Annotated in this window: 33 protein-coding genes; 12 read left to right on the top strand and 21 right to left on the bottom strand. The window is 39.9% G+C overall.

The window, feature by feature from the left end; genetic code table 11:
• Positions 1-31: 31 nt before the first annotated feature.
• From OFN98_RS04045 to OFN98_RS04005, 9 genes are all read right to left on the bottom strand, one after another.
• On the bottom strand, positions 32-514 hold the full coding sequence (locus tag OFN98_RS04045; RefSeq protein WP_270874499.1) for a GNAT family N-acetyltransferase: 483 nt from the start codon (positions 512-514) through the stop codon (positions 32-34).
• A gap of 85 nt (positions 515-599) precedes the next feature.
• On the bottom strand, positions 600-1151 hold the full coding sequence (locus OFN98_RS04040; protein WP_270865930.1) for a c-type cytochrome: 552 nt from the start codon (positions 1149-1151) through the stop codon (positions 600-602).
• A 123-nt stretch (positions 1152-1274) separates the two neighbouring features.
• Positions 1275-2561 carry a citrate synthase gene (locus OFN98_RS04035; RefSeq protein WP_270874500.1) on the bottom strand — a complete coding sequence of 429 codons (1287 nt, stop codon included), beginning with the start codon at positions 2559-2561 and terminating at the stop codon, positions 1275-1277.
• Between the two features lie 90 nt (positions 2562-2651).
• Complete coding sequence (locus tag OFN98_RS04030) at positions 2652-3602, bottom strand: PstS family phosphate ABC transporter substrate-binding protein (protein WP_270874501.1); 951 nt, start codon at positions 3600-3602, stop codon at positions 2652-2654.
• Positions 3603-3605: 3 nt separating this feature from the next.
• Positions 3606-3743 carry a hypothetical protein gene (locus tag OFN98_RS04025; protein ID WP_270859331.1) on the bottom strand — a complete coding sequence of 46 codons (138 nt, stop codon included), beginning with the start codon at positions 3741-3743 and terminating at the stop codon, positions 3606-3608.
• 9 nt (positions 3744-3752) lie between these two features.
• Entirely contained in the window at positions 3753-3983 is a 231-nt protein-coding gene (locus tag OFN98_RS04020) for a hypothetical protein (RefSeq protein WP_270874502.1), read from the bottom strand.
• A gap of 284 nt (positions 3984-4267) precedes the next feature.
• Positions 4268-4840 carry an imidazoleglycerol-phosphate dehydratase HisB gene (hisB, locus tag OFN98_RS04015; RefSeq protein WP_270874503.1) on the bottom strand — a complete coding sequence of 191 codons (573 nt, stop codon included), beginning with the start codon at positions 4838-4840 and terminating at the stop codon, positions 4268-4270.
• Positions 4841-4864: 24 nt separating this feature from the next.
• Positions 4865-7261, bottom strand: coding sequence for an endopeptidase La (gene lon, locus OFN98_RS04010; RefSeq protein WP_270866068.1), 2397 nt, complete (start codon positions 7259-7261; stop codon positions 4865-4867).
• 10 nt (positions 7262-7271) lie between these two features.
• A complete protein-coding gene (locus OFN98_RS04005; RefSeq protein WP_270874504.1) occupies positions 7272-7919 on the bottom strand; it encodes an outer membrane protein assembly factor BamD in 648 nt (215 codons plus the stop codon).
• Between the two features lie 189 nt (positions 7920-8108).
• On the opposite strand from OFN98_RS04005, the gene OFN98_RS04000 reads away from it, so the two are divergent.
• The 4 genes from OFN98_RS04000 to hpf are packed head-to-tail and all read left to right on the top strand — an operon-like array spanning position 8109 to position 10925.
• Positions 8109-8837, top strand: a complete 729-nt coding sequence (locus OFN98_RS04000) for a pilus assembly FimT family protein (protein WP_270874505.1) — start codon at positions 8109-8111, stop codon at positions 8835-8837.
• An 8-nt stretch (positions 8838-8845) separates the two neighbouring features.
• On the top strand, positions 8846-9829 hold the full coding sequence (locus OFN98_RS03995; protein ID WP_270874506.1) for a type II secretion system protein: 984 nt from the start codon (positions 8846-8848) through the stop codon (positions 9827-9829).
• Positions 9829-10365, top strand: coding sequence for a type II secretion system protein (locus OFN98_RS03990; protein WP_270874507.1), 537 nt, complete (start codon positions 9829-9831; stop codon positions 10363-10365). The genes OFN98_RS03995 and OFN98_RS03990 overlap by 1 nt, the downstream gene beginning before the upstream one ends.
• A 17-nt stretch (positions 10366-10382) precedes the next feature.
• On the top strand, positions 10383-10925 hold the full coding sequence (hpf, locus tag OFN98_RS03985; RefSeq protein ID WP_270859340.1) for a ribosome hibernation-promoting factor, HPF/YfiA family: 543 nt from the start codon (positions 10383-10385) through the stop codon (positions 10923-10925).
• 118 nt (positions 10926-11043) lie between these two features.
• Here hpf and OFN98_RS03980 read toward each other — a convergent pair whose 3' ends face one another.
• A complete protein-coding gene (locus OFN98_RS03980; RefSeq protein WP_270874508.1) occupies positions 11044-11841 on the bottom strand; it encodes a 3'-5' exonuclease in 798 nt (265 codons plus the stop codon).
• The gene (rpe, locus tag OFN98_RS03975; RefSeq protein WP_270874864.1) at positions 11838-12479 is read right to left on the bottom strand and encodes a ribulose-phosphate 3-epimerase; all 642 of its coding nucleotides are present in this window, start codon (positions 12477-12479) and stop codon (positions 11838-11840) included. Before rpe ends, OFN98_RS03980 begins: the two co-directional genes overlap by 4 nt.
• A 150-nt stretch (positions 12480-12629) precedes the next feature.
• Here rpe and rpmB point away from each other — a divergent pair, with 150 nt between their 5' ends.
• From rpmB to OFN98_RS03940, 7 genes are read left to right on the top strand one after another with little or no spacing between them, the layout of a single operon-like run.
• The gene (gene rpmB / locus OFN98_RS03970) at positions 12630-12821 is read left to right on the top strand and encodes a 50S ribosomal protein L28 (RefSeq protein WP_270859292.1); all 192 of its coding nucleotides are present in this window, start codon (positions 12630-12632) and stop codon (positions 12819-12821) included.
• An 18-nt stretch (positions 12822-12839) separates the two neighbouring features.
• Positions 12840-13970, top strand: a complete 1131-nt coding sequence (locus tag OFN98_RS03965) for a potassium channel family protein (RefSeq protein WP_270859293.1) — start codon at positions 12840-12842, stop codon at positions 13968-13970.
• Positions 13963-15156, top strand: coding sequence for a bifunctional glutamate N-acetyltransferase/amino-acid acetyltransferase ArgJ (argJ, locus tag OFN98_RS03960; protein ID WP_270874509.1), 1194 nt, complete (start codon positions 13963-13965; stop codon positions 15154-15156). Before OFN98_RS03965 ends, argJ begins: the two co-directional genes overlap by 8 nt.
• Before the next feature lie 51 nt (positions 15157-15207).
• A complete protein-coding gene (locus OFN98_RS03955) occupies positions 15208-15582 on the top strand; it encodes a hypothetical protein (RefSeq protein ID WP_270874510.1) in 375 nt (124 codons plus the stop codon).
• Between the two features lies 1 nt (position 15583).
• A complete protein-coding gene (locus OFN98_RS03950) occupies positions 15584-16015 on the top strand; it encodes a hypothetical protein (RefSeq protein WP_270874511.1) in 432 nt (143 codons plus the stop codon).
• Positions 15978-16406, top strand: coding sequence for a hypothetical protein (locus tag OFN98_RS03945; protein ID WP_270876611.1), 429 nt, complete (start codon positions 15978-15980; stop codon positions 16404-16406). Before OFN98_RS03950 ends, OFN98_RS03945 begins: the two co-directional genes overlap by 38 nt.
• Positions 16393-16932 (top strand): hypothetical protein, encoded by a 540-nt coding sequence (locus OFN98_RS03940; protein WP_270874513.1) that lies wholly within the window; start codon positions 16393-16395, stop codon positions 16930-16932. The genes OFN98_RS03945 and OFN98_RS03940 overlap by 14 nt, the downstream gene beginning before the upstream one ends.
• 78 nt (positions 16933-17010) lie before the next feature.
• Here the strand turns inward: OFN98_RS03940 and OFN98_RS03935 are convergent, their stop codons facing one another.
• The 10 genes from OFN98_RS03935 to ribA form a co-directional block, all read right to left on the bottom strand.
• Entirely contained in the window at positions 17011-17313 is a 303-nt protein-coding gene (locus tag OFN98_RS03935) for a hypothetical protein (protein ID WP_270874514.1), read from the bottom strand.
• Positions 17314-17413: 100 nt separating this feature from the next.
• Positions 17414-17947, bottom strand: coding sequence for a type II secretion system protein (locus tag OFN98_RS03930; protein ID WP_270874515.1), 534 nt, complete (start codon positions 17945-17947; stop codon positions 17414-17416).
• Positions 17948-18030: 83 nt separating this feature from the next.
• Positions 18031-18453 (bottom strand): peptidoglycan-binding protein LysM, encoded by a 423-nt coding sequence (gene lysM, locus OFN98_RS03925; RefSeq protein ID WP_270859298.1) that lies wholly within the window; start codon positions 18451-18453, stop codon positions 18031-18033.
• 479 nt (positions 18454-18932) lie between these two features.
• Complete coding sequence (htpX, locus tag OFN98_RS03920) at positions 18933-19799, bottom strand: zinc metalloprotease HtpX (RefSeq protein ID WP_270874516.1); 867 nt, start codon at positions 19797-19799, stop codon at positions 18933-18935.
• Complete coding sequence (locus OFN98_RS03915; protein ID WP_270865582.1) at positions 19787-20323, bottom strand: hypothetical protein; 537 nt, start codon at positions 20321-20323, stop codon at positions 19787-19789. Before OFN98_RS03915 ends, htpX begins: the two co-directional genes overlap by 13 nt.
• Complete coding sequence (locus tag OFN98_RS03910; RefSeq protein WP_270859301.1) at positions 20320-20550, bottom strand: hypothetical protein; 231 nt, start codon at positions 20548-20550, stop codon at positions 20320-20322. Before OFN98_RS03910 ends, OFN98_RS03915 begins: the two co-directional genes overlap by 4 nt.
• Before the next feature lie 9 nt (positions 20551-20559).
• A complete protein-coding gene (locus tag OFN98_RS03905; RefSeq protein WP_270865584.1) occupies positions 20560-20940 on the bottom strand; it encodes a type II toxin-antitoxin system death-on-curing family toxin in 381 nt (126 codons plus the stop codon).
• Positions 20937-21137: a hypothetical protein gene (locus OFN98_RS03900; RefSeq protein ID WP_270862309.1), complete on the bottom strand. Its 201-nt coding sequence runs from the start codon at positions 21135-21137 to the stop codon at positions 20937-20939. The genes OFN98_RS03905 and OFN98_RS03900 overlap by 4 nt, the downstream gene beginning before the upstream one ends.
• 47 nt (positions 21138-21184) lie before the next feature.
• Positions 21185-21751, bottom strand: coding sequence for a 16S rRNA (guanine(527)-N(7))-methyltransferase RsmG (gene rsmG, locus OFN98_RS03895; RefSeq protein ID WP_270874517.1), 567 nt, complete (start codon positions 21749-21751; stop codon positions 21185-21187).
• Positions 21748-22311, bottom strand: a complete 564-nt coding sequence (ribA, locus tag OFN98_RS03890) for a GTP cyclohydrolase II (protein ID WP_270859302.1) — start codon at positions 22309-22311, stop codon at positions 21748-21750. Before ribA ends, rsmG begins: the two co-directional genes overlap by 4 nt.
• A gap of 61 nt (positions 22312-22372) precedes the next feature.
• Between ribA and hemB the strand changes: the two genes are divergently transcribed.
• Positions 22373-23350: a porphobilinogen synthase gene (hemB, locus tag OFN98_RS03885; protein ID WP_270874518.1), complete on the top strand. Its 978-nt coding sequence runs from the start codon at positions 22373-22375 to the stop codon at positions 23348-23350.
• The last annotated feature ends 7 nt before the right edge of the window (positions 23351-23357 follow it).

Raw genomic sequence — 23357 nt, 5'->3', positions numbered from 1 at the left:
CTTCCAAATTTCTGCTTAAATTTAGCCCTTTTTAAATTTCCCAGCGCATTTGATACCAGCTTTTATCTCCGAATTTTGACTTACAAATCCCCTCATTTACAAAGCCAAATTTTTCGTAAAATTTCACCAAACACTCTTCGCAGGTTAGCACGATTCCGCTTTTTGCGCGCGCTATGGCGTGTGTTTGCAAGGTGCCTATCAGCGCAGAGCCGATCTCACGACCCCTAAATTCTGGCACCACGCCAAGGCTTAGCCCCATTAGCCACGCGCCATCTTTGTCGTGAAATTTAGTGCCAAAAAACATATCATCATCGAAATCTCGCTCGTTTGTGCATAGCGACACAATCTCGCCTATGATTTGATTATTTTCGCAGGCTACGAAAATATCATCAGCGAATTTCGCCAAAAACTCGCCAAATGCCTCTTTGCTGACCCTTTGATTTGGCGGAAATGAAATGTCCTCTATGGCTTTGATAGCATCCAAATCCGCGGTTTTCGCGCTTCGTATTTGCATAAATACTCCGAATTTTAAAATTTGAAGGAATTTAGGATTGCTAAATTTAACCAAAGGCCAAATTTAGCAAAATTTTTGAGTTAAATTAGTTTTTAAACGATTCGATATACGCGTTTAAAACGCCGATTTGATCGTCGCTTATGCGAAGTTGGCCTCTCATCACTGCGCCCATACCATAGTATCCCTTGCCCTCGTTTGCGGTGCCGTCTTTTAGGGCGTGGAGCTTCTCTAATCTCTCTTCGCTAGATAAATTTACGATAGGTGGGACTTTTGTGTAGGCTTTCTCGCCTTTTGCGCCGTGGCAAGCTACGCAGGTTTTATACAGCAATGCGCCTTGTTCTGCCACTTCTGGGCTTACGCTAGGCGCAGGAGCGGCTGCGGTTGCGTTTGTATCAGCTGTGGTTTCAGCCGCATCAGTAGCATTTGCCTCTGCACTTGGTTGGGCAGCAGTCGCGTTTGCCTCGGCTGCGACCTCGCTATTAGCGTTTGTTTCGCTTGCATTAGCAGGAGTCATATATGCGCCTAAATCCAAATTCGCCGCGTCTGGCATGGTTTCTACCGTGAGCTCTGGTGCCCCGTAAGACAAAGAGCCCAAACAAAATACCGCGCAAGATATTAAAAACAATTTTCTTTTCATTTTTACCCCTTTCATAAAAACACAAGATTATAGCGTAAAATTTTAATAAATTTTAAATTATCGTAAAATTTTTGGGTTAAATTTTGCATTTAAATTTAACCCAAATTTTGCCCTAAATTTGGGCTATTCGTTTATGCGCTCTGGACCAATGTAGAGTTGGCGAGGGCGGACGATTTTGATACTCTCTTGCTCTTTGAGCTCTATCCATTGCGCCATCCAGCCAGGACTTCGTCCCATTACGAAGATTACGGCAAACATTTCTGTCGGAATTCCGAGCGCTTTTAGGATTAGACCTGAGTTGAAATCGACATTTGGATAGAGGTTTCGAGATACGAAATATTCGTCATTTAGCACGATTTCTTCTAATCTATTTGCCACACGGATTAAATTCGTATCGATTCCGATCTCTTCGATGAGCTGATTTCGCAGACCTTTTAGCACCTTGGCGCGCGGATCGTAGTTTTTATAGACGCGGTGTCCAAAGCCCATTAGGCGGAACGGATCGGATTTGTCCTTGGCTTTGGCGATGTATTTATCGACATTTTCTGGCGTGCCTATCATTTCTAGCTGACGAATTACGCTTTCGTTCGCCCCGCCATGCGCATGCCCCCATAGCGCGCCGATACCTGCGCTTATGCACGCATAAGGGTGAGCATGAGTAGAACCCACCGTGCGCACCGTCGTCGTTGAGGCGTTTTGCTCGTGGTCAGCATGGAGCATAAGCACGCTATCTAGGGCTTTGACTTCGATTGGTTTGAGATCGACATGCGAGTGTGGGAAGCTTCGCATCATATACAAGAAATTTTCCGTAAATCCGCGCGCCAAATCAGGATAAATGATAGGATAGCCCTTGGAGTGGCGATAATAAAACGCCGCAAGGGTAGGCATTTTGGCTACTAATCGTTTTGCCATTTCCATATATTCATTTGGATCATCAAAACTCATATCCTTAGAGTAATACGCGCTAAGCGTAGCGATACATGCCTGCAAAACCGCCATAGGGTGGGCGCGATCTGGAAATGCGTCGAAAAGTTTTAGGATTTTTTCGTTGATAAATGAGCGGGTTTTTAGCTCGTATAAAAACGCGTTGTATTCGTCCTTTCTAGGCAGTTTTTTATTTAGTAGTAGATACACGACATCAAGGTAGCGTTTGTTTTGCGCTAGCCACGCGATATCGTATCCGCGGTGCATGAGCTCGCCCTTTTCGCCGTCAATGTATGTAATCGAGCTTTTGCACATGGCTGTGGAGGTATATCCCCTATCTAGGGTAAACATTCCGGTGTCTTTGTAAAAATTCGAAATGTCAATTACGCTAGGACCCATTGTGCCATCAAGGATTGGGAAGTCGTATGTCGCGCCATTGCGGTTGTCGCGCAAGGTAACGGAGTTGGAAAATTGAGTTTCGCTCATCATCGCCCCTTTTAAAAAATCTAATCTGTGGATTATAGCTAAAATTTAGACATTTTATTAAACGAGATAGGATTAAAATTGTTAAATTTATTATTTCACTCCCACATATCCGCTTTGCTCGATGATTTCTTGACCTTGTGCGCTCAAAATCCACTCTAAAATTTTGGCGATATTTTCGTTTTTGTTATTTTTATCATACACGGCGTAAATTTCGCCTATTATCGGATACGAGCGGTTTTTAATATTTTCTTTGTTTGGATACACGCCGTTTAGGCTTAGCATTTTAACCTTGCCGTTTGCGACGAGAGTTTCGACATAGTAGCGAAACGAAAAGCCAATGGCTGAGCCAAAAAATCCAAGCGTGTTTCGCTTCATTTTTTCATCTTTCATAAATGCGCTCATCGCACTTTGCGAACCGCTGCCTTCGTTTCTAGCCACAGCGTCAATGTATAAATTTGCCCCGCCTACTTGCGACCATTTTGTGATTTTTCCGCTATAAATTTCCTTGATTTGAGTGGTGCTTAAATTTGATACGGGATTATCTTTATGGACGATAAAAACAAAGGCTTCAAGTCCGATTGGCACGAATTCTAAATCCACACCATTTTCTTTGGCGTATTGTAGTTGAGCCTTTGATGGCTTTGCGACAAAAATCAAATCTGCTTTTTTATCAACCACGGCCTTGTAAGCTCCACGAGTGTTTGTATAGCGAAGTTTGCTTTTTTCGCTGAAATTTTCGCCGTCAAATTCTACGCTATCTTTTTGATAAATCGCATTTACAAAAGCTGAAAATACAGGAAAAAGTGCCGCCGCTCCGTCGATAACGGGCAAGTCGCCTTGTAAATTTAAGTCCGCTTTTGTTTTGTAAATTTGCGAATTTTCATCAAATGGCAAAAATTTGCTAATTTCGATTGATTTTGCCTGCATTTCGGGGTTTGTGGAGTTTTTGTAGCGTTTGGTAATGCCGTGATAAAATGCCAAATCAAACGCCAAAAACGCAAAAATTAGCGAAATGATAATTAAAATTTGAGACTTTTTCACAGCTTATTTCCCATTTGCGATATACGAAATAATCGAACATTTGCTTTGCAAATCAAAAGTGTAAGCAATTAGCCCAGCCACGCTAAATGCCCAAATAACGCAAATCGCAAGGATAATTTTATAAAATTTTTCATCACTCATAATTTTTCCTTACATTGTAGCGCCGGGCAATGACATTAAAATCATAAACACCACAAAAGAAGAAATAAAGACAATCGCTACAATTACAAGAGATAAAATTATATAAATCAATGTGTTGGTAAGTTTTGAGCCACCTCTTGTATTAAGATAGGTTCTAATTTTTTTATCGACAATTCCAACTCCGACAAGCAATAAAATCGGAATTCCCCATAAAAGTATTGTAAAAAATAAATCGCCCATTTTAAAACTTTCCTAAATTTACATATGAAAAATTGGCTCTTGGAATATTAAATTTGTGATATATAAATCAATTGTAATAACTGCACAAATGCAGGTTATAATGGCAAATTTTAAGACTACTTTTTTCAAATTTTTATAATCCGAATTTTCTTTATCGCTTCTTTTTAGCTCAATAAAACCATATAATGAAATGATTAACAAAACTATTGTTATACTAATTGGGATAAATAAAGAATACGAAAGTATCCAAAAAAATTCAAAAAGCCAAAGTAATGTATCCATTGCTACAAAACACCTTTTGTGCTTGGAGTTCCTGTGCGCGAATTTTTGGCGACGGCTCGTCTAAATGCGACTGCAAATGCTTTAAACGACGCTTCTGCTATGTGATGAGCGTTTTCGCCACGCAAATTTATTAAGTGGAGCGTGATACCAGCGTTAAACGCAAGGGCTCTGAAAAATTCAGCGATTAACTCAGCGTCAAATTCGCCGATTTTGCCGGTTTTTAGACCTTCATAAACCAAAAATGCCCTATTTGATAAATCCAAAGCACAGCTAGTCGCTGCTTCGTCCATCACAACCACGCTATCGCCGTATCTCTCGACATTTTGAATCGGATAAATCGCTTCTTTTATCGCTTCGCCCAGCACGATTCCACAGTCTTCGACGCTGTGGTGAAAATCCACTTCCAAATCGCCCTTGCAAACGAGTTTTATATCCATTAATGAGTGTTTGCAAAGTGCGGTAAGCATGTGGTCAAAAAAGCCAATGCCTGTGCTAATCTCAGCCTTGCCTGAGCCGTAAATTTCAAGCTCTAAGCTTATGTCAGTTTCTTTCGTTTTTCTAGTTTTGCTTATCATTTCATCTCCTTTAAAAGGCTAAATTCAGACCAATGCGATTTTTAGCACATCTTCTATGTGATCGACTGGCGTGATTTGCATGGCGTTTTTGACTTCATCTGGAATCTCGTCCAAATCGCGCTCGAAATTTTTGCGTGGGATTAGGGCGTGTGTGATTTTGGCCTTGTGCGCAGCGATTAGCTTTTCCTTTAATCCGCCGATTGCAAGCACAGCCCCACTTAGCGTAATCTCGCCCGTCATCGCCACATCGAAGCGCACTTTTTTCTCGCTTAAAATCGACGCAATCGCCGTTGCTAGCGTGATTCCAGCACTTGGGCCGTCTTTTGGCGTAGCGCCTTCTGGGACATGGATATGCAGGTCAAATTTGTTATAAATTTGCTCGTCTTTCGCCAAATTTGCGCTTTTTTCAAATTTTAATTTCCCATTATCGATTAGGACTTTTACCACGCTAAATGCGATTTGAGCGGATTCCTTCATCACATCGCCAAGCTGACCGGTAATCGTCATCGCACCCTTGCCCTTGATTTTAATCGCTTCGATTTTTAGGACATCGCCGCCCACACTCGTCCAAGCTAGGCCATTTACAATGCCGATTTGGTTCGTTTTTTTCACGGCGTCGATTTCAAAAACCTTTTTATCCAAAAATTCTTCTAAATTTTTGGTTGTTATGGCAAGTTTTTTAAATTCGCTATCTTTTAGAATTCTAACGGCGATTTTACGGCAAATCGCTGCGATTTGGCGGCGTAGGTTACGCACACCTGACTCTCTGGTGTATTCGGCGATGATCTTTTCAAGCGCAGTAGAGTGAAAGCTGATATCGGCTGGTTTGAGCCCGTGTCGCTCTAATTCCTGCGGGATTAGATAGTTTTTTGCGATTTGAAATTTCTCTTGCGGGGTGTATGAGCTAAGCCCGATAAACTCCATTCTGTCGCGAAGTGGGGCAGGTATTTGGGAAATATCGTTCGCTGTGGCGATAAAAATAATCTTGCTTAAATCAATATCGAAATTTAGGTAATAATCCCTAAATGCTGAATTTTGCTCTGGATCTAAAATTTCGAGCAAAACAGCGGTCGGATCGCCTTTGTATGAGGTGGATACCTTGTCGATTTCATCTAGCACGACGACTGGATTCATCTGTTTTGCGCTGATTAAACCCTGTACCAAACGCCCTGGCATGGCGCCTACATAGGTGCGGCGGTGGCCACGAAGCTCATTGACATCTTCTAATCCACCAAGTGCGATACGGATTAATTTGCGTTTTAGCGCAGTTGCGATTGAGTTTGCTAGGCTGGTTTTACCCACGCCAGGAGGTCCGTAAAAGCACAAAATCGCGCCGTTATTTACGCGTTTGCCCTCTTTATCCACGCTTCCGCGAAGCTCTAAAAGCTCTTTTAGCGCGAAATACTCTTCGATACGCTCTTTTGGCTTTTCTAGGGAATAATGATCTTTGTTTAGCTGTTTGCTTACGCTTTGGATTGAGAGTTTTTCTTTTGCCATTTGCTCAAATGGGATTTCCAAAACCCAGTCGAGATAGCTTTGCGAAAGTCCAGCGTCTGCGCTGTCTGGGTGAAGGCGCGCAAATTTGTCAATTTGTTTTTTTATCTCTTTGTAGGCTTCATCGCTGATAAATGGCTTTTTTAGGTCTAGCTTTTTTCTGTATTCTTCGATTTCGACCTCTCTATCGCTATCTGAGCCAAGCTCTTTTTGGATCTGCTTTAACTGCTCTTTTAAAAAATACTCTTTGTTGGTTTGATCGATTTTGCTATGAACCTTGCTTTTGATCTCTTTTTCGAGGCGATAAGATTCGATTTCATCGGCAATGTAGGCGATGAGATCGAAAATTCTTTTTTCTAAATTTAACTGCGAAAAAAACGAATATGCTATCTCTTTTTTGACCCTGAGCGCGCTTAGTGTTAAATCGCAAATTCGCGATGCGTCTGTGTTTTCCTCGATAGTTTTAAGCAGATCGTTTGGGAAAAAGTGCGTTAGGCTACTTAGGGCTTTGACTCTCTCTTTTAAAACATTGATTGATGCGTCGATTTTCGCCTCATCTCCTCGCTCGTCATGGACGATACCGATAGTGGCAAATAGCGGGTTTTGCGAAATTTCGTGCAGAATTTTGCCCTTTGCGGAGCCTTGGAATAAAATTTTAACCCTGCCATCAGGAAGTGGCACTGTGCGCATGATAGTGCCGATTACGCCGATATGATAAATCCCGCCGAAGCTTCTGTCGCCGTTAAATTCGGGCGTCGAGCTTACTACCATTATCATAGATTCGTTTTTTATCGCAAGATCGATGGCTCTTTTGTTTTTTTCATCGCTTATGAAAAGCGGAGTTATCATAAACGGGTATAAAAACAGCTCGTCCTCGACCAAAATCGGCAAATCTGTGGGAAATTTTTTATTTTGTGATAACTGCATTAGAAATTTCCTACTCAAATATCGCGCGATACCATGGGGATTGCGGTTTGATAATCTCGGTGCTGTTCATCGGCGAATTTTCGATTCTGCTTTCATAAATTTTAGCTGATTCGTCCTTGCCAGTGCGCTCGTAAAGGTCTTTTATGTCTTTATTGAGCTGGTGTTCGGCTAAGCGAAGTTTGGTCATCATGGTTTCTAATAGCGGTCTATACTGGCTTTGAGGGTATTCGATGATAAATTTGCGAATTTCATCTATGCTATTTAGCATTAATCGCTGATTGCGACCTGGGCGTGAAAATGAGTCGAAATTTGCTCTGATTTTTAGGTATCTTGCATACTCGATTTTTCTCGCGGTGCCGTATCTGCGGATATATTCGTCTAGATATTTGTTTGCTTTTTCGTAATTTTCGTCATCGACGAAGGCTTGCGCCATAATCAGCGTCATTTCTTCCAAAAGCGGTGAAGCGATGTGCTCGCTAGCAAAGCTCGTGTAATGCGTCTCGGCATCATCGTATGAAAGCGAGTTTAAATCGTCTAGGATTTGCGCATACCATGCTTCTTGGCTGAGGTTAAAAAGTGTGCCATCGCCTTTCGAGCTACAACCGCTGATAAATACGACAAATAAGGCACAAAGTAGAAATTTGATTAAATTTTGCATATTTTTTCCTTGTGAAATTTTAACCCGCAATTCTATAATATTTAGGTAAATATACACCAAAATTTCACTCAAATTTTAAAAATTTCATTTTGTATGCGTAAAAATAGCAAATTTAAGGTTTTGCGTTGTATAATTATGCGTCTAGCAGTGGATATTGAGTATCCATGAGTAAAATTTAAGGAAGGCGAGATGAAAAAGGGTTTCACTCTGATCGAGTTGGTCTTTACCATCGTAATCTTGGCTATTACTACAATGGCCATACCGCGTATAGTCGCTCAGACGGTAAATTTAAATACATTTGCCGTGCAACAGGAGCTTGTTTATAATGCTAAATCTATGATGAGCCGTATCCAGCCGGCGAAGTGGGATAGCAATTATATTGTAGTGGATTGTGGTAGCGATTCTGCATGTAAGTTACCTCCGATGATACATACCGTAGCAGCTGATGAAGCGGCAGCTAGGCCAGGAATTAACAAGGGGTATAATACGGTCACTGGTGGTGGTATTGATCCTGGTATGAGAAAAATCAGCTTAGCTACTCCTACGCCATACGCCAATTTCGGTACAGGAGCAAATGCGATATCTTTCGGAGATGCTACTAACTACAACGATGTAGATGATTACAATGGTTTTGCTCATGTTTTAAATGTGGATGATTTGGTAACTGGCGATTTTGTATTGACTACAAATACAGCTGTTAGAGTGGATTATGTAGCAGATCCAATAGATGCTGGATCTAATTATGCTAATAGCCAAAATTTAGTGGCAAATTTTAGTGATACCTTTGCAAATGGAAATCCTACTGATGTCAAATTGGTTTCAGTAACATCGACAAATGCAGCAGATGGAACTAGTGTAGTTCTTAGATACTATACTTTTAACATTGGCGTAGAAAACCAAACCGTTGCTTATAGATAGGATTGAACATGAAAAAGGGTTTTACTTTAATAGAATTAGTAATGGTCATAGTGATTTTGGGTATAATCTCTATGTTTGGTGCAGACTTGTATTCTCAGATATATAGATCATATTTGCATACCCGTGCTTTAAATCAGTTAGAATCAAGAACGCAAAATGCAATAACTTTGATAACAAATAGATTGGAATATCGTGTGCCTGGCACTACAATAGGCAGGATAGATGGACAACCTATCAATCAATTTTTAGAGCTTCCTAGCACTACATCAGCACACAATATTTTAGAGTGGATTGGTCAAAGTATAGAGACTAAGGATATAAATAATCAAAGACCTGGTTGGAGTGGATTTGTAGATGTACAATCAATCCCAACACCTTGGGCTGCTGGCAACAACAATATAAATTCCCAAGGAAGCAATTTAACCAGCGTAGGCGGTATAATTAGTAATCTAACATGCGCCACAAGAGGGTGTGCTGCTGGCAGATATAATAATTTCGCGGTTATATTTAAAAGTGTGGCTAGTGATTTTTATGGTGGCCAGATTAATACTGCTTTTGGTTATAGTGGGACAAATTCGGCAGCCGATAGGATATTTGTGGCAGATGCTACTGTAAATGCAGGTGCAAATGAAACTTTAACTATCACTAATTATCCTGCAAATGCAAGTGGAGATAGAGAATTTTCGGAACAGTATTATTTGGTTCATTCTGCTTACACGATTTATCCGACTGGGACCGCAAATGTAAATTATGGTGGCCAAGCAAGTCAAAATTTCAATCTTATGTTGGCTTATAATTACAGACCATGGCTTGGTGAAACATACAATGGTGCCACTACAAGTAATGCACTTTTGGCCGAGGATGTGTTTATGTTTAGGCTTAGAGATGAGGCGGGATCGATTGCTATGAAACTATGTATGAGAGATAATGGTAGAAATTTTGACCCTAATCAATTAGATATGGTTATGTGTAAATCTCAGGTGGTGTACTAATGAAAAAGATGAGAAGAGCCTTTGGCTTGATAGCCGCAATATTTTTTATCGTTTTAGTTGCCACTACGGCTATTACTGCGCTTTCTATCGCTACGATGACAGCCCGCGATACAAATAATGCTCACAACCGCGAGCAGGCTGTGCTTTTAGCGCAAAGTGCGACAGAGTATGCTGTTTTGGCTATGCAAAAGCATCAGTATCCAGCGTGTAATAGTGGCATTGCTCCTTGTGCTGCAACAGAAAATTGCTTACAAACTATAAATATTACCTATCCAAATGCACAAAATCCATTGTTTAATATAAATGTGAGAATAGATTATTTGGATATGAATTTTCGAAGCGCATGTAATCTTAATACCATAGGACAAATACCATTACAAAACACTATGATTGATGATCCTGCTAATCCTGGAAATCAAATAAATAGTGGAGTTGTGCAAAGCCATCAAGCATTAATCGATGTTACTGTTACATCTACCAATGCTCTTGGCGAACCAAGAATCAGATACCATAGAAGAACAATACAAAAACCTTAATTTCAATGGAGGAAAGAATGAATTTAAGTATAGTAGGAAAACAGTTTGAACTAACAGACGCTATTAAGGATTATATCACACAAGCGTTTGATAGTCTAAAAAAATACAACCTTGACATTATATCAGGTCGCGCTGTCGTATCAGCAGATGAAAAACAAGGTCGCAAGGGCTTCGTCATGGATTTTTCGCTAAATTTGGCTCACCAAGACACAATCGTAGTGCGCGAAAAAGACAAAGACCTATACGCAGCGGTAGATAACGCAACAAATCGCCTTGCAAAAGTGCTTCGTCGCTACCACGACAAGGTAAATTCGCACAAAAACCGCGATGATATGAAACAAAGCGCAGTAGATGAAATTATCAAGGCTAGCGAGCCGAATTTAGACGATAATGTCGATGAAATCGTCCCAACAGAGTTAGATCTTTACAAACCGCTAGAAATCGACGAGGCGCTAAATAAATTAAAAGAAAGCACCGATCAATTCCTAGTTTTCAACGATATGGACGCTAAAATGCGTGTTTTATACAAGCGCAAAGACGGCAAATTTGGATTATTCTAGGATTTGATTTTCTAAATTTTGCCAAATTTCACGGACAGGTTCGCCTGTCCGTTTTTTTATGTCTAAAATTTCTATAAGTTATAAATATATCGTTATAAAATCAAATTTAAATTTTTGTTTATGAATTACAATTTTTGCTCGTTGTATTTTTCAGCCCTGCTGTGCGGGAAAATAGTATCAAATCCTCCGTGCTTTGCACGCTCCATGGAAGTGCGCTTATGGCGTGAGCGAAGATTTCCTTGCACGAAATAGCGTCGCTGTAAGCCCTGTGGTGGGTGTTTTCGATACCCAAAAGCTCTTTTAGTGCGCCGAGATTGTATTTAGGCGACTCTATCGTGCGACGCGCTAGCTCGACGGTGCAAATTTTGCGGTTTAGTAGCATGCCAAACCCGCATTTTTGCATACTTGCGTCGATAAAACCATAATCAAATTTGACATTATGCGCCACGAAAATCGCGTCGCCTAAAAATAGTCGAAACCGCTCCAAAACGCTAGCTAGGCTTGGTGCGCCCACCAAATCGCTCGCGCTAATCCCGGTTAGTTCAGTGATACCCTCTGGCACAAAATTTGCATATACAAAGCTCTCAAATCTATCCAAAACTCGCCCGCCTTGCACCTTTATCGCGCCGATTTCGATGATTTGACCGCTACTTAGCCCGCCACTGGTCTCAATATCCACAAAGCAAAAAATCTCGTCCTCGATATCGGTTTCGCGGGTTTTGAGCGTGATTTTGCCGTTGTCTAGCTTGATGACATTTAGCCCCATGGCGCGCCACATGCTAAAATCTTTTGGCTCAAAAAGCTCCGCAATTAGCTCGATTTTTTGCGCTTTGGCGATAAAATCGTGGTAGTTTATGCTTTTTTGCGCCAAAAGTTCGATTAGGTTATCAAGCCCTTTTCTGCTGTCTTGGCTCATACTTTTAGGGCTTTGATAGCTTCGCTGTAATCGTTTGATGAAAATACAAAATTTCCAGCCACGACGATGTCTGCGCCTGCGCTATCTAGATCGGCGACATTTAGTCCATTTACGCCACCATCGACTTCGATCATACATTTCGCGCCCCGTTTTTCGATTAAATTTCTAAGTTCTGAAATTTTACGCAAGGCTGAGGGGATAAATTTTTGCCCACCAAAGCCCGGATTTACGCTCATTAAAAGCACCATATCAACCTCGTCTATGATATAATCAAGCGCGCTAATTGGCGTGTGTGGATTGAGCGTGATAGCGGGGCTGACGCCGTTTTTGCGGATATGATCTATCAAGCGCAAAGGGTGCTTTTCTTCCTCGATATGAAAGCTTAAAAATTTCGGTTTTAGCGGCAAAAACAAATCAGCGAAAAACGGCACATTTTGCACCATTAAATGAATATCAAGAGGCTTTGTGGAGGCCTTGGCTACGGCATTTACGACAAGTGGGCCGATTGTGAGATTTGGCACGAAGTGTCCGTCCATGACATCGACATGGATCAGATCTGCTCCCGCATCGCATACTGCGCGCACTTCTTCGCTAAGCCTGCCAAAATCAGCCGATAAAATACTAGGGGCTACATACATATCAAATTTCCTTATCAAATTTATAAAACCTGCAATTTTACTAATTTTTCTCATAAATTTTGCTAAATTTAATACTTTGTATAATTTAAGCAAATTTTGAAATTTTTTAAGATATAATCGCCGTTTATTTTCAAATTATAAGGATTTATTATGGCAAGAAGATGCGCAATCACTGGCAAAGGTGCGATGGTAGGAAACAATGTAAGCCACGCAAACAACAGAACTAAGAAAAAATTCCAAGTTAATCTACGCACAGTTCGCGTTCAGCTAGAAGACGGCACTACAAGAAAAATCAAAGTAGCTGCTTCAACTCTAAGAACAATGAAAAAACAATCAAGATAACCTTAAAAAGAGGAATTTATGTCTATTTTAGGCAGAATAAAATTATTCCTCAACTGGTCCGGCTCTACTAAACCGGACATTAACCTTTATAGCGAAATTTACGACGAACTACGCCCATTTAGACTTCCACTAATTATCATTGTTTTAATGCAGTTGGTGGGGACTTTGGGCTATATATTCACCGCTGGATTTTCGCTAGTTGATGCAATTTATCAAGCAGGCATGACATTTACCACCGTCGGATTTACCGAGGTGGCGCCAATCCCGCCTGCTGGCAGACTTTTTACAATCGCATTTATTTTGATGGGCTTTGGGACATTTTCGTTTTGTCTGGGTGTCGTCGTCGAAGTTATCAAAAAAGGAACACTGCAAAATTTAATCAGGGAGCAAGCTATGATAAACAATATCGCAAGGCTCAAAAATCACTACATTATATGCTATAACAATTCGTATTGTGCGGAGTTGGCGAAAGAATTTCGCGCCAATCATATCCCATTTGTCGTCATTGATCCAAACCCAGATTTGGCAAAAAGCGCTGATGAAAATTTATACCCATACTACATAATCGGCGATCCGCACGAGCAAAAAACGCTTTTAAAAGCGCACCTTTCAAGCGCAAAATCAATAATCACGCTAAGTCCAAATTTAGCCGATAATATCGCTATTATCACGCTTGTTAGGCTTTATGAAAAAGAGCTAGGGCGTATTACGCCGTATTTTATCATGGCGAATTCTGACAGCGACAGCGACAGCGAACGCCTCAAAAAACTTGGGGCAAATTCTGTCGTATTGCCGTCCAAACTCGCCGCACAGCGCCTTTCAGCGATTAGCGTGCGCCCAGATATGGAAAATATCCTAGAACGCCTCGTTTATCAAAAAGACTCTCCGATTGATATCGAAGAAATTTTAGTCCCTGAGTTTTCGTGGATGAGGTTCAAACGCCTCAAAGAAACCCGCCTCAAAGAAATGACAAACGCAAATATCGTGGGCGTGAAGGAAGCTAACAACCGCTTTGTAGCTATGCCTGATGGCGATTATCTAATCGGCACTGGCGCGAAACTGCTAGTCATCGGCACAGCCGAGGGTATCAGGGATACCAAAAAGCTAATTAGAAGCAAATACAAACCACAGGAGATGAAATATGTATAAAATCGCCCCTTTGCAAAACGGTCTCGAAAATATCGATGGATTTTATTTTGGCGGGCTAAATTCAGGCTTTAAAAAGGTCGGAAATGATTTGGGATTTATCAGAGCCGACGAGCCGTTTGCTATAAGCGCGATTTTTACGAGTAATAAATTTGCCGCTGCGCCAATAGCGCATTTTAGGCGAATTTTAGAGAAAAATGGCGGGGAATTTCGCACGAATTTCATTTTGATAAATTCTAAAAACGCAAACGCAATGACCGGTGAAGCAGGCATTAGCGATATAGATGAAATTTTCGCTGAAATTTCAAAATTTACGCCCTTAGTAAATCCTGTGATGAGCTCAACTGGCGTCATTGGATATAGATTAAAAAAAGAAAAAATCATAGCCGCTGCGAAAAATTTCGACCTTATGGCGCGTGATTCTGAGGCCATAGCCACGGCGATTATGACGACAGACACGCTAAAAAAGGAGTTTGCTTACGAAGTTAGCTTAGATAGTGGCGAGAAATTTCACATAGCAGGCATTTGCAAGGGTGCAGGTATGATAAATCCGGCTTTGGCGACTATGCTTTGCTATATTTTAACCGACGCGAAAATCCCGCACTCTGATATGGGCGAGCTTTTAAGCGAGGCTGTGGAGGATAGCTTTAATAGGGTCAGTGTCGATGGCGATACTAGCACGAACGATACCGTCATGCTAGCGACCAGTGCGCGCGCTAGCTATGATAAAGAGGCATTTCGTGCCGCGCTGAAAAAAATCACGCTAGATCTTGCCTTAATGCTAGTGCGCGATGGCGAGGGTGCGAATAAACTAGTGAAATTTAGAGTTTTTGGCGCGAAAAATGACAATGAAGCCAAAAAGGCTGCTAAGGCTTTGTCAAATTCTCCGCTTGTCAAAACGGCGATTTATGGCGAGGATCCAAACTGGGGACGCATAGCCTCTACAATCGGTGCGTGCGGGATAGAGTGCGACGCCGAAAAACTCGTGATAAAATACGATGACGCGCTTGTGTATGATAGCGCGCACCGTGAGCTAGACGAGGAGCGCGAAAGGCTAGCGCACGAAGTAATGCAAAAGGCAGAATTTGAAATTTCATGCGATTTGGGGCTTGGAGCGGGCGAATTTAGCGCGTATGGCTGTGATCTGAGCTATGAATATGTCAAAATAAACGCAGATTACAGGTCGTAAATTTAGCAAAATTTGCGCCTGTAAGGGTGGTTTATCCAAGAAAAGAAAAAAATGAAAGCAGGTATTAGGGATTTTTTGTTTGTAATTATTGGTTTTTTGATATGTATTATAGTTTTTGGTGGTGCCAATAGGATATCCTACCAAGTTGCAATCAAAGAAGACCCATGTTATCGATATAATTATATGGATAACATGCGATTAGACAGCAATTATAGTCAAGTATTTGTGTATTGTGCAAATCGTGAATTAAATAGAACTAAAAATATGTTAGATTTTTATTTTAGAATTTTACCAAAAGACGCAAATTTTACTTCCCAAGAACAAATAGTGGTTGATAAGGTAAAAAAAATTATAAATGATGAATTTATTGAAAATAATATAACAAAACAGCAACCGAAAATTCAAAAATTTCAAATAAGAAAATGAGATGAAATTTTTAAAAAAAATATTAAAAATATTAAAAATAATCTTTTATTTGATTTCAACTATTTTGATATTGCTTGTGACAGCACCTTATTTATTAGACAAAAGCACATGTTTATTTGCAGAAAAACGGCTTTTGTCTAGACTAAAAGAAGCAAATGAAACTAAAAATATACGTTTATTACAAGGCATTGTTTTTGATAGTAGAATTTGCAGACAAGAAGAAATTTACGATCAAGCTTCTGTATTGATATGCGCCGATTTTAATTATAATGATTTTATTAAAGAGCTGAATGAGGCAAATAAAACAAAAAATAGAGATAGATTGTTAGAACTTAATGTGCAATCTAATTTTTGTATAAAAAATATGGACATAAGAGATAAGATACAGAAAGAATTTGAATTATATAAGCTATATTGGCGGGAGCAAAAATGATTTGAAACGATACAAAAACATTATTTTATTACCTTTTGTGATAATTGTTGCGTTTTTTGTTTTTCGTATGGTTTATATGGAAATGATTAGCGAGTGTGCTCCAAAAAATCTTTTTTCAGACAATTCTATAAGCAATAACGATAATATTAAACTGAAAGCAAAGTGCATAAAAAAGGCTTTGGAAAATGATGATAAACACCTTATTATGCAGTATTTTAAAAGAGAAACAAATGAGTGTCTTAAAATTATCGATGAACCATCAAGAATTCCGCAAAATTTAGTTAAAGTTAATAGTTTTGACGAGTGGAAAAAATTAAGGATTGTAGATACTGACAATATAATTTGTGCTATTGGTAATACTAAAAAAGGTAATATCGATGAAATCAAATAAATTTATGCAATTTATTTTGGAAAACATTTATTATATTTTGTTTTCTGCTACGCTTTTTTTCATATCGTTTAATATAGAAACTGATTTAAAAAACACCGAATATATCGAAGGAAAAGTAACATCTATCAAGGAGATAGCGGTAAAAAGTTTTAGAGATGAGGTTTTATCGCCTAGAAAATATTACAATGTTTGCATTAAAAATAACACTGGGAATAGTTGTATTAAGGTCGTAGAGCCAAATTTAGGATTTGAGCCGATAGTTAGTTATTTGAGCAAAAATAATTATTTTTTTACATTTTGGGTAAAAAAGGAAAGTTTTGGCGATGTTTATAAAATTTACAAAGCGCTTGTTTATGAAGACGAGCAGAAAACAAAAATTCTAAAATTTTATAGTGGAAAAGACGCCCAAATCGTAAAATTTTCACAAAAAGAGCTTCGATTATACAAAAATTTTACCTTGTTTTTGGCGATTGCGTTTTTGTGGTTTGTATTTAAAAGAAGAAAGTTAGTTCGAAATTGGTTATAAAATATCGAATAAATAGTGATAAAAGTTTTAGAGTAGTTAAATTTGACGCAAATTTCAAAATTTTGCGCCAAATTTCAATCATACTTCACAAAAAGATGATGATTTTAAAACCATTTTTCCATTGAGATAGTTAAGTTGGATATCTATCACCAATACGCCTTTTTTGAAAACCATTGATTTGAAATTCTTTTGCAATTCCTCAAACGCTGGCGTTTTGGCGCAAGAAAACAGAGCAATTTCTTGGTTTTGCACATAGATCGAAACGACGAAATTCCCAGGATTTTCATCGTCTTTTGCCGTGTTTAAAAAAATCTCTTTTGCATCGAAAGCCTTGGTTTGCGGACAGCCGTCTCCTGGAAATTCGTTGATTAAAATTCGCATATTAACCCCTTTTGATAGAATTTCGTAATTTTATCCAAAACAAAAGAATTTTGGCGCAAAATTTTAGAATTTTAAAATTTTGCACCAAATTTTGAAAATTTTATCTAAATTTATTCGGATTTAATCCGCCGATTCGTGTGCCTTTGGCTGTTTTGTTTGCGCCAGTTTCGTCTGTGTATGTGAAACTTGCATCGCGCATTGATTTCATCGTGGCTTGATTGTGCGCTAGTTCGCACGCATTTGAGGCACCCGTACTTATACCGTCTATGCGCACCCAAGCGCCCATGTATTCGCTCACGCCGTAAGTTAGGGCGTAGCAAGGTTTGTTTTTGACTCTGATGTGCATTGACACGCTACCGCCGTTAGCTAGGCACGAGCCGTTGCCCGCGTGCGCGCCACCAGCGGCTGAGCTAAATGTGGCGACATTGCTCATAAAATTTGGATTATTGCTAAGACAGCCGTTTGCGTTGTAGTAGTTTGTGATATCGCTAGTAAGGGTCTTTATATTTGTCATCAATCGCACGATTTCAGCATCGTCCCTGCTGGCGTTCATTCTAGGCAGAGCGATACTAGATAAAATTCCCAAAACAACGATAACAAAAACAAGTTCAACCATAGTAAAAGCGTTTTTCATAACCTGCTCCTAGCTAAATTTCGGGTGATTATACAAAAATTTGAAAAATAAAAAAAGAGTAGGGCGCGTTTGCGCCCATAAATTTAGATTTTTGGAATTCTGATTTTTTGACCTGGATAGATTAGGTTTGCGTCTTTGATGACTTCGCGATTGGCCTCGAAAATCACAGGGTATTTGTTAGCATCGCCGTAGAATTTCTTAGCGATTTTTGAAAGGTTGTCGCCTTTGACGATAGTGTAGTAGTTCTCTTCGCTATCTTCATTGACGCCTTCGATTTCTACGCTTGAAATTCCATTTACATTTCCTGCGATTAGAGCGGCTTTTTCAAGAGTTTCTTTGTCGGCGTTTCCGCTTACTTTAACGACATCGCCCTCGATTTTGACATCTAAGCCCTCGATTGGGGTAGAAGAGAGGTTTTTGGTGATCTCGTCTTTGACATTTTGCTCGTCGTTTCCGATACCAAGTAGCTTTTTACCAGCATTTGCAACAAATGAAAGTAATCCCATTTTTTCTCCTTTGATGAAAAATAAAATGTGATTTTAACGCAAGATAGTAAATATTTGAAAAAATGAAAATTTGTGATTATTGTCTGCGCGTATGCAAAAATGCGAAGCATTTCCGTAAAAATAAAGCCAGCTAAATTTAGAAAAACGAAGTTTTTCTAAATTTAGCCACTTTTAAGGTTTTACAGGGGTGGGGGTTGGTAAGGGGGAGGGTAGCGTCTCCTAAAAAGCGCGCCCTCCCCCTTACGAGAAAAGCAAAATTTCGCCTAAAATTTACAAAATCGTTCAATGCTAAATTTAGGTTGAATTTTGAATTTAAATTTTTCTGGATTGCTTCGAAAACTTCGTTTTCTCGCAATGACAGCAAATTTAGCGTAAAGAATTTTAAAGTCGTAGATTGCTTCGCTTTCTGCGAAAGCTCGCAATGACAGATTAAAGCAATTTAGTGTCAAATTTTAAATTTGACACTAAATTTGCAAATTTTACTTTTGGATAGCGATATTGCCTTTTAGCTCTTCGAGTTTTGCGATACGGTCGCTTGTGCTAGGGTGCGTGCTAAAAAGCTGAGAGAAATTCGCCTTAATCCCGCTAAATGGGTTTATGATAAACATGTGCGCAGTCGATCCAGTCGCAGAGTGCATGCGGTAGTTTTTGGCGTAATTATCTAGCTTGGATAGAGCAGAAATCAGCCACTCAGGGTGCCCTGTAAGTGCGGCTGCACCGGCGTCTGCTTTGAATTCTCTGGTGCGTGAGATTGCCATTTGGATTACGCTAGCAGCTAGCGGCATTATTACAGCTCCGATGAGCAAGAAAATTCCGTTTGCGCCACCGCGATTTTGCGAGTTTGAGCCCGCAATCGCGCCAAATTTGGCGAAATTCGCTAGCATTGCGATTGCGCCTGCAAACATCGCCGCAACCGAGCCGATTAGGATATCGTAGTGATTAACATGGCTTAGCTCGTGAGCTAGCACGCCCTCGATTTCTTGCGGGCTCATTAGATTTAGCAGGCCTTGTGTAACGGCGACTGCGGCGTTGTTTGGGTTGCGACCTGTGGCGAAAGCGTTTGGAACTTGCTCGTTGATGATATAGATTTTTGGCATTGGCAAATTCGCCTTAGCGCATAGGCGATCGATTATGTCGTATAACATAGGCTGACTCTCGGCAGTTACAGGCGTAGCGCGGTAGTGTTTCAAGACTAGTTTGTCGCTGAAAAAATAGCTGAAAAAATTCATACCGCACGCCACGACAAACGCCATAATCATACCCTTTTGTCCGCCAATTAGGCTGCCGACGAACATAAAAAGTAGCACGAGCCCGCTCATTAGCAGGGCGGTTTTTATTTTTTCCATATATCCTCCTTGGACAAATTTTTTGCACTGATTTTTGTGTCTAAATTTTTGATTTTTCCGCCTAAATTTTTGGTTAGACCGATTAGGCCTTGCGGATTGATGTGTGGCAGGTGAAATTTGCGTCCGCCCGCAAAAAGCCCGCTTAAAAAGGATTTTGGGCGGTTTGCGATGGCTTCTTTGAAAACCACAGCGTCGATTCCAAGTTCGGCAAGCTGTTTTAGAGCGCGAGTGGAGCTGACAAACATCGCGATTTTAGCGTCAAAAAGATAGTCGTTGGCTAGCTTTTGCGCAAGTGGAGCGGTTTTTTTATTTACGATGATAAATCTCGCACCTGCGCCGTTTGCGAGCAAAATTTCGTTTAGGTTGTTTGTAATGACGCTGAAATTTTTCTCCGTGCTTTTGGCTAGCGAGATTAATTTAGGATCGAATTTAAAGAGCAAATTATCGTATCTGAAAACCTCGTCTGTGTGTTTGATAGCGTAAAACGGCTCGTAATCAACCAATTCATGCCCTAGAATAATCATTTTTTTTCCTTTATTTTTGCCAAGCAAGATTTGCAAATTTGGCGAGAATTGTGCGAGATAAGCGCGCCTTGCTCGTAATATGTCCCGCACTCATCGCAAGGCATTAGCGCTGTTGGCTCTTGCTCGCTCTTTGTGTCTGCGCTCTCGCCCTTTTTGGCGCGAAATTTCGGTACGATTAAAAAATAAATTAACGCAATAATTATCGCTAATGATAAAAGTTTTCCCATTTTTGGCCTTTAAATTTTTAATAAATTTTCAAATATTTCTTGCAATTTTTCTTTTGAAATACTGCCGTCTGCGACGCTTACGACTATATTTTCCATAAATTCGTAAAAACTATCTTTGTCAAAAACTGCCTCATTAATTATCAAAAAAGCCTTTGAAAGCATTATGGCGCTTCGTTTGTTTCCGTCTAAAAATGGGTGAAATTTGACACACGAAAACATTAAATGCGTTACTTTTTCTGCAATGCTAGGATAGTATAAATCGTTTTTGATATTTTCTAATGCTGAGGCTAAATAGCCGATTTGAGCGTTATTGTAGCCAATCAATCCGCCCATTTTTTCTAAAACGCCGTCATGCAAAGATATGGCTTGATTTAGCGTTAAATATTTCATTTATCTTTTAGCCTTTCAAAGACAGCGCGATTTTTAGGGTTTTCGAAAATATCGTTTAAAATTTCGTTTTTGAAATTTTCAAAATCCTGTGTTTGCTCTGCTTTGTAGCCGATTTTTTGGCAAAATTGCGCAAAAAATTCAACTTCGCCATTTGGAACCAAAACCAACATAGGCGTAAAATCCTTTGAAGTTTGCATTATTTAATCCTTTTAAAATTCGCTTTATCGCAAGATTATACAATATTTTAACAAATTCCGCTAAGAAGTAGGTAATTTCGCATACCGGCGTTAAAAATCTCAAATTTGGCACTTGGAAATTTGCTTTTAGTCTCGGTGATTTCATCATCTACGCTACTGCCTTTATAGAGCAAAAAGTGCGTATTGCTATCATAAAATCCATCGCAAATTTCGACTAAATTTTTCGTTTTCATCACAGCCCTTGAAGTTATCAAATCAGCCCTAAATTTTAGCGAATTTTCGATTTTTTCTCTATGAATTTCGACATTTTTTAGCCCCAAATTTACCTTAGCATAGGTCAAAAACGACGCTTTTTTGGCGATCGGCTCGTATAAATGCCATTTCGTGTGGTTTAAAACCATAGCCAAAAATATCGCCGGAAACCCAGCCCCGCTACCGATGTCAATGGCGATTTTAGGGTATTTTGGGATAAATTTCACCCCACCGATACTATCAGCGATAATTTCAGTTAAATCATCGTAATTCGTAAGGCTGTGGATTGCGTTAAATTTACGCAGACACTCGCTAAATTTAGCGCACTTTTCGTCGAAATTTTCAGGCAAAATCAAATTCACAGCAAATGCCCCATTTTATCTTTTTTAGTTCGCAGATAATTTTCGCTAAATTCGTTGGCTTTGATGATAATCGGTATGCGCTCGACAATCTCCACACAATGTAAATTTGATAGCTTTTCAGGGTTGTTTGTGAGTAAATTTATCTTTTTGATTTCATAGTGTTTTAGGATAAAATCCACGATTTCATAGGTGCGCTCATCTGCTTTAAAACCTAGCTGGTGATTTGCCTCGATTGTATCAAAGCCCTTATCTTGGAGCGCGTAGGCGTTGATTTTATTTAGTAGCCCGATATTTCGCCCCTCTTGGCGCAGGTATATCACCATACCGCCGTTTTTTTCTATGTATTTTAGGCTCTCTTCGAGTTGGTCACGGCAATCACATTTTAGGCTTCCGATCGCATCTCCTGTGAGGCACTCGGAGTGGATTCGCACATTTACGATTTCGTTTAATGGCATTTTTGCGATTACTAAGTGTTCTTTTTCGTTTTCTTTGAAGGACTGCACCTTAAATTTACCGAAGCGTGAGGGCAAATTTGCAATCTGCGAAATTTGAATATTCATATAAAATTTACTCCATTTGTGATATTATAAACCGATGATTTTACCCAAAAAAGGAAAAACAATGTTTAAACGATTTAGAAGAGTGCGCATAAATCCCGTAGTAAGGGAGCTCGTGCGCGAAACTTCGTTAGAGATGAGAAATTTTATTTACCCGCTTTTTGTCGTTCCTGGTAAAGGTGTCAAAAACGAGATAAGCTCCATGCCAGGCGTTTTCCAGCTGAGTTTGGACGAAATTTTAAAAGAGTGCGAAATTTTATCAAATTTGGGAATTAATAAAATTTTGCTTTTTGGAATTCCAGAGATTAAAGACAGCATTGGCTCTGACGCGCTTAGCGATGATGGCATAATCGCCACTGCGCTTCGCGCGATTAAGGATAAATTTCCAAAATTTATGGTGATTACGGATTTGTGCTTTTGCGAATACACTGACCACGGACACTGCGGGATACTAGATCATGTTCATCAAACCGTAGATAACGATGCCACGCTTGAAATTTCAGCCAAACAAGCCCTAATCCACGCCAAAAACGGCGCTGATATGATAGCCCCAAGCGGTATGATGGACGGCATAATCACCACTTTGCGAGACGCGCTTGATAGCAATGGATTTGAAAATTTACCGATTATGGCGTATTCGACGAAATTTGCGAGCGGGTATTACGGGCCGTTTCGCGATGTAGCGGAGAGCGCGCCTAGCTTTGGCGATAGAAGCTCGTATCAAATGGATCCGGCAAACCGCCTAGAAGCGATAAATGAGAGTTTGGAAGACGAGGCGCAAGGGGCTGATATTTTAATGGTAAAACCAGTACTTGCGTATTTGGATATAATCCGTGATTTGCGCGAGCGCACACTGCTTCCGATTTGTGCGTATAATGTCAGTGGCGAATACGCGCTTTTAAAAGGCGGAGCGAAGCTTGGATTGATCGATTATGAGCGGGTTTTAATGGAGACTATGATAAGCATAAAACGCGCAGGAGCGGATATGATAATCTCATATCACGCAAAAGAAATAGCTGAGCTTTTGCGTAAATTTAGCTAAATTTAGG

Source organism: Campylobacter sp. JMF_15 NE4, assembly GCF_027737645.1.
In the GTDB taxonomy this organism is placed as follows: Bacteria; Campylobacterota; Campylobacteria; order Campylobacterales; family Campylobacteraceae; genus Campylobacter_B.
The sequence above is the reverse complement of the archived record's forward strand: the minus strand, read 5'-3'. Positions and strand labels throughout refer to the sequence as shown.

Bases quoted from the DNA above. Each gene is read 5' to 3' on its own strand.
- OFN98_RS03995 (WP_270874506.1), top strand. From the start codon at position 8,846: ATGAAAAAGGGTTTTACTTTAATAGAATTAGTAATGGTCATAGTGATT.
- OFN98_RS03950 (WP_270874511.1), top strand. From the start codon at position 15,584: ATGAAATTTTTAAAAAAAATATTAAAAATATTAAAAATAATCTTTTAT.
- OFN98_RS03965 (WP_270859293.1), top strand. From the start codon at position 12,840: ATGTCTATTTTAGGCAGAATAAAATTATTCCTCAACTGGTCCGGCTCT.
- OFN98_RS03990 (WP_270874507.1), top strand. From the start codon at position 9,829: ATGAAAAAGATGAGAAGAGCCTTTGGCTTGATAGCCGCAATATTTTTT.
- OFN98_RS04025 (WP_270859331.1), bottom strand. From the start codon at position 3,743: ATGAGTGATGAAAAATTTTATAAAATTATCCTTGCGATTTGCGTTATT.
- htpX (WP_270874516.1), bottom strand. From the start codon at position 19,799: ATGGAAAAAATAAAAACCGCCCTGCTAATGAGCGGGCTCGTGCTACTT.
- hpf (WP_270859340.1), top strand. From the start codon at position 10,383: ATGAATTTAAGTATAGTAGGAAAACAGTTTGAACTAACAGACGCTATT.
- OFN98_RS03900 (WP_270862309.1), bottom strand. From the start codon at position 21,137: ATGCAAACTTCAAAGGATTTTACGCCTATGTTGGTTTTGGTTCCAAAT.
- lysM (WP_270859298.1), bottom strand. From the start codon at position 18,453: ATGGGATTACTTTCATTTGTTGCAAATGCTGGTAAAAAGCTACTTGGT.
- hemB (WP_270874518.1), top strand. From the start codon at position 22,373: ATGTTTAAACGATTTAGAAGAGTGCGCATAAATCCCGTAGTAAGGGAG.
- rpmB (WP_270859292.1), top strand. From the start codon at position 12,630: ATGGCAAGAAGATGCGCAATCACTGGCAAAGGTGCGATGGTAGGAAAC.
- OFN98_RS04035 (WP_270874500.1), bottom strand. From the start codon at position 2,561: ATGAGCGAAACTCAATTTTCCAACTCCGTTACCTTGCGCGACAACCGC.
- OFN98_RS03915 (WP_270865582.1), bottom strand. From the start codon at position 20,323: ATGATTATTCTAGGGCATGAATTGGTTGATTACGAGCCGTTTTACGCT.
- OFN98_RS03980 (WP_270874508.1), bottom strand. From the start codon at position 11,841: ATGAGCCAAGACAGCAGAAAAGGGCTTGATAACCTAATCGAACTTTTG.
- OFN98_RS03940 (WP_270874513.1), top strand. From the start codon at position 16,393: ATGAAATCAAATAAATTTATGCAATTTATTTTGGAAAACATTTATTAT.
- OFN98_RS04000 (WP_270874505.1), top strand. From the start codon at position 8,109: ATGAAAAAGGGTTTCACTCTGATCGAGTTGGTCTTTACCATCGTAATC.
- lon (WP_270866068.1), bottom strand. From the start codon at position 7,261: ATGCAGTTATCACAAAATAAAAAATTTCCCACAGATTTGCCGATTTTG.
- OFN98_RS03905 (WP_270865584.1), bottom strand. From the start codon at position 20,940: ATGAAATATTTAACGCTAAATCAAGCCATATCTTTGCATGACGGCGTT.
- OFN98_RS03935 (WP_270874514.1), bottom strand. From the start codon at position 17,313: ATGCGAATTTTAATCAACGAATTTCCAGGAGACGGCTGTCCGCAAACC.
- OFN98_RS04040 (WP_270865930.1), bottom strand. From the start codon at position 1,151: ATGAAAAGAAAATTGTTTTTAATATCTTGCGCGGTATTTTGTTTGGGC.
- OFN98_RS04005 (WP_270874504.1), bottom strand. From the start codon at position 7,919: ATGCAAAATTTAATCAAATTTCTACTTTGTGCCTTATTTGTCGTATTT.
- hisB (WP_270874503.1), bottom strand. From the start codon at position 4,840: ATGATAAGCAAAACTAGAAAAACGAAAGAAACTGACATAAGCTTAGAG.
- argJ (WP_270874509.1), top strand. From the start codon at position 13,963: ATGTATAAAATCGCCCCTTTGCAAAACGGTCTCGAAAATATCGATGGA.
- OFN98_RS03910 (WP_270859301.1), bottom strand. From the start codon at position 20,550: ATGGGAAAACTTTTATCATTAGCGATAATTATTGCGTTAATTTATTTT.
- OFN98_RS03955 (WP_270874510.1), top strand. From the start codon at position 15,208: ATGAAAGCAGGTATTAGGGATTTTTTGTTTGTAATTATTGGTTTTTTG.
- OFN98_RS04045 (WP_270874499.1), bottom strand. From the start codon at position 514: ATGCAAATACGAAGCGCGAAAACCGCGGATTTGGATGCTATCAAAGCC.
- ribA (WP_270859302.1), bottom strand. From the start codon at position 22,311: ATGAATATTCAAATTTCGCAGATTGCAAATTTGCCCTCACGCTTCGGT.
- OFN98_RS03930 (WP_270874515.1), bottom strand. From the start codon at position 17,947: ATGAAAAACGCTTTTACTATGGTTGAACTTGTTTTTGTTATCGTTGTT.
- rpe (WP_270874864.1), bottom strand. From the start codon at position 12,479: ATGTATGTAGCCCCTAGTATTTTATCGGCTGATTTTGGCAGGCTTAGC.
- OFN98_RS04020 (WP_270874502.1), bottom strand. From the start codon at position 3,983: ATGGGCGATTTATTTTTTACAATACTTTTATGGGGAATTCCGATTTTA.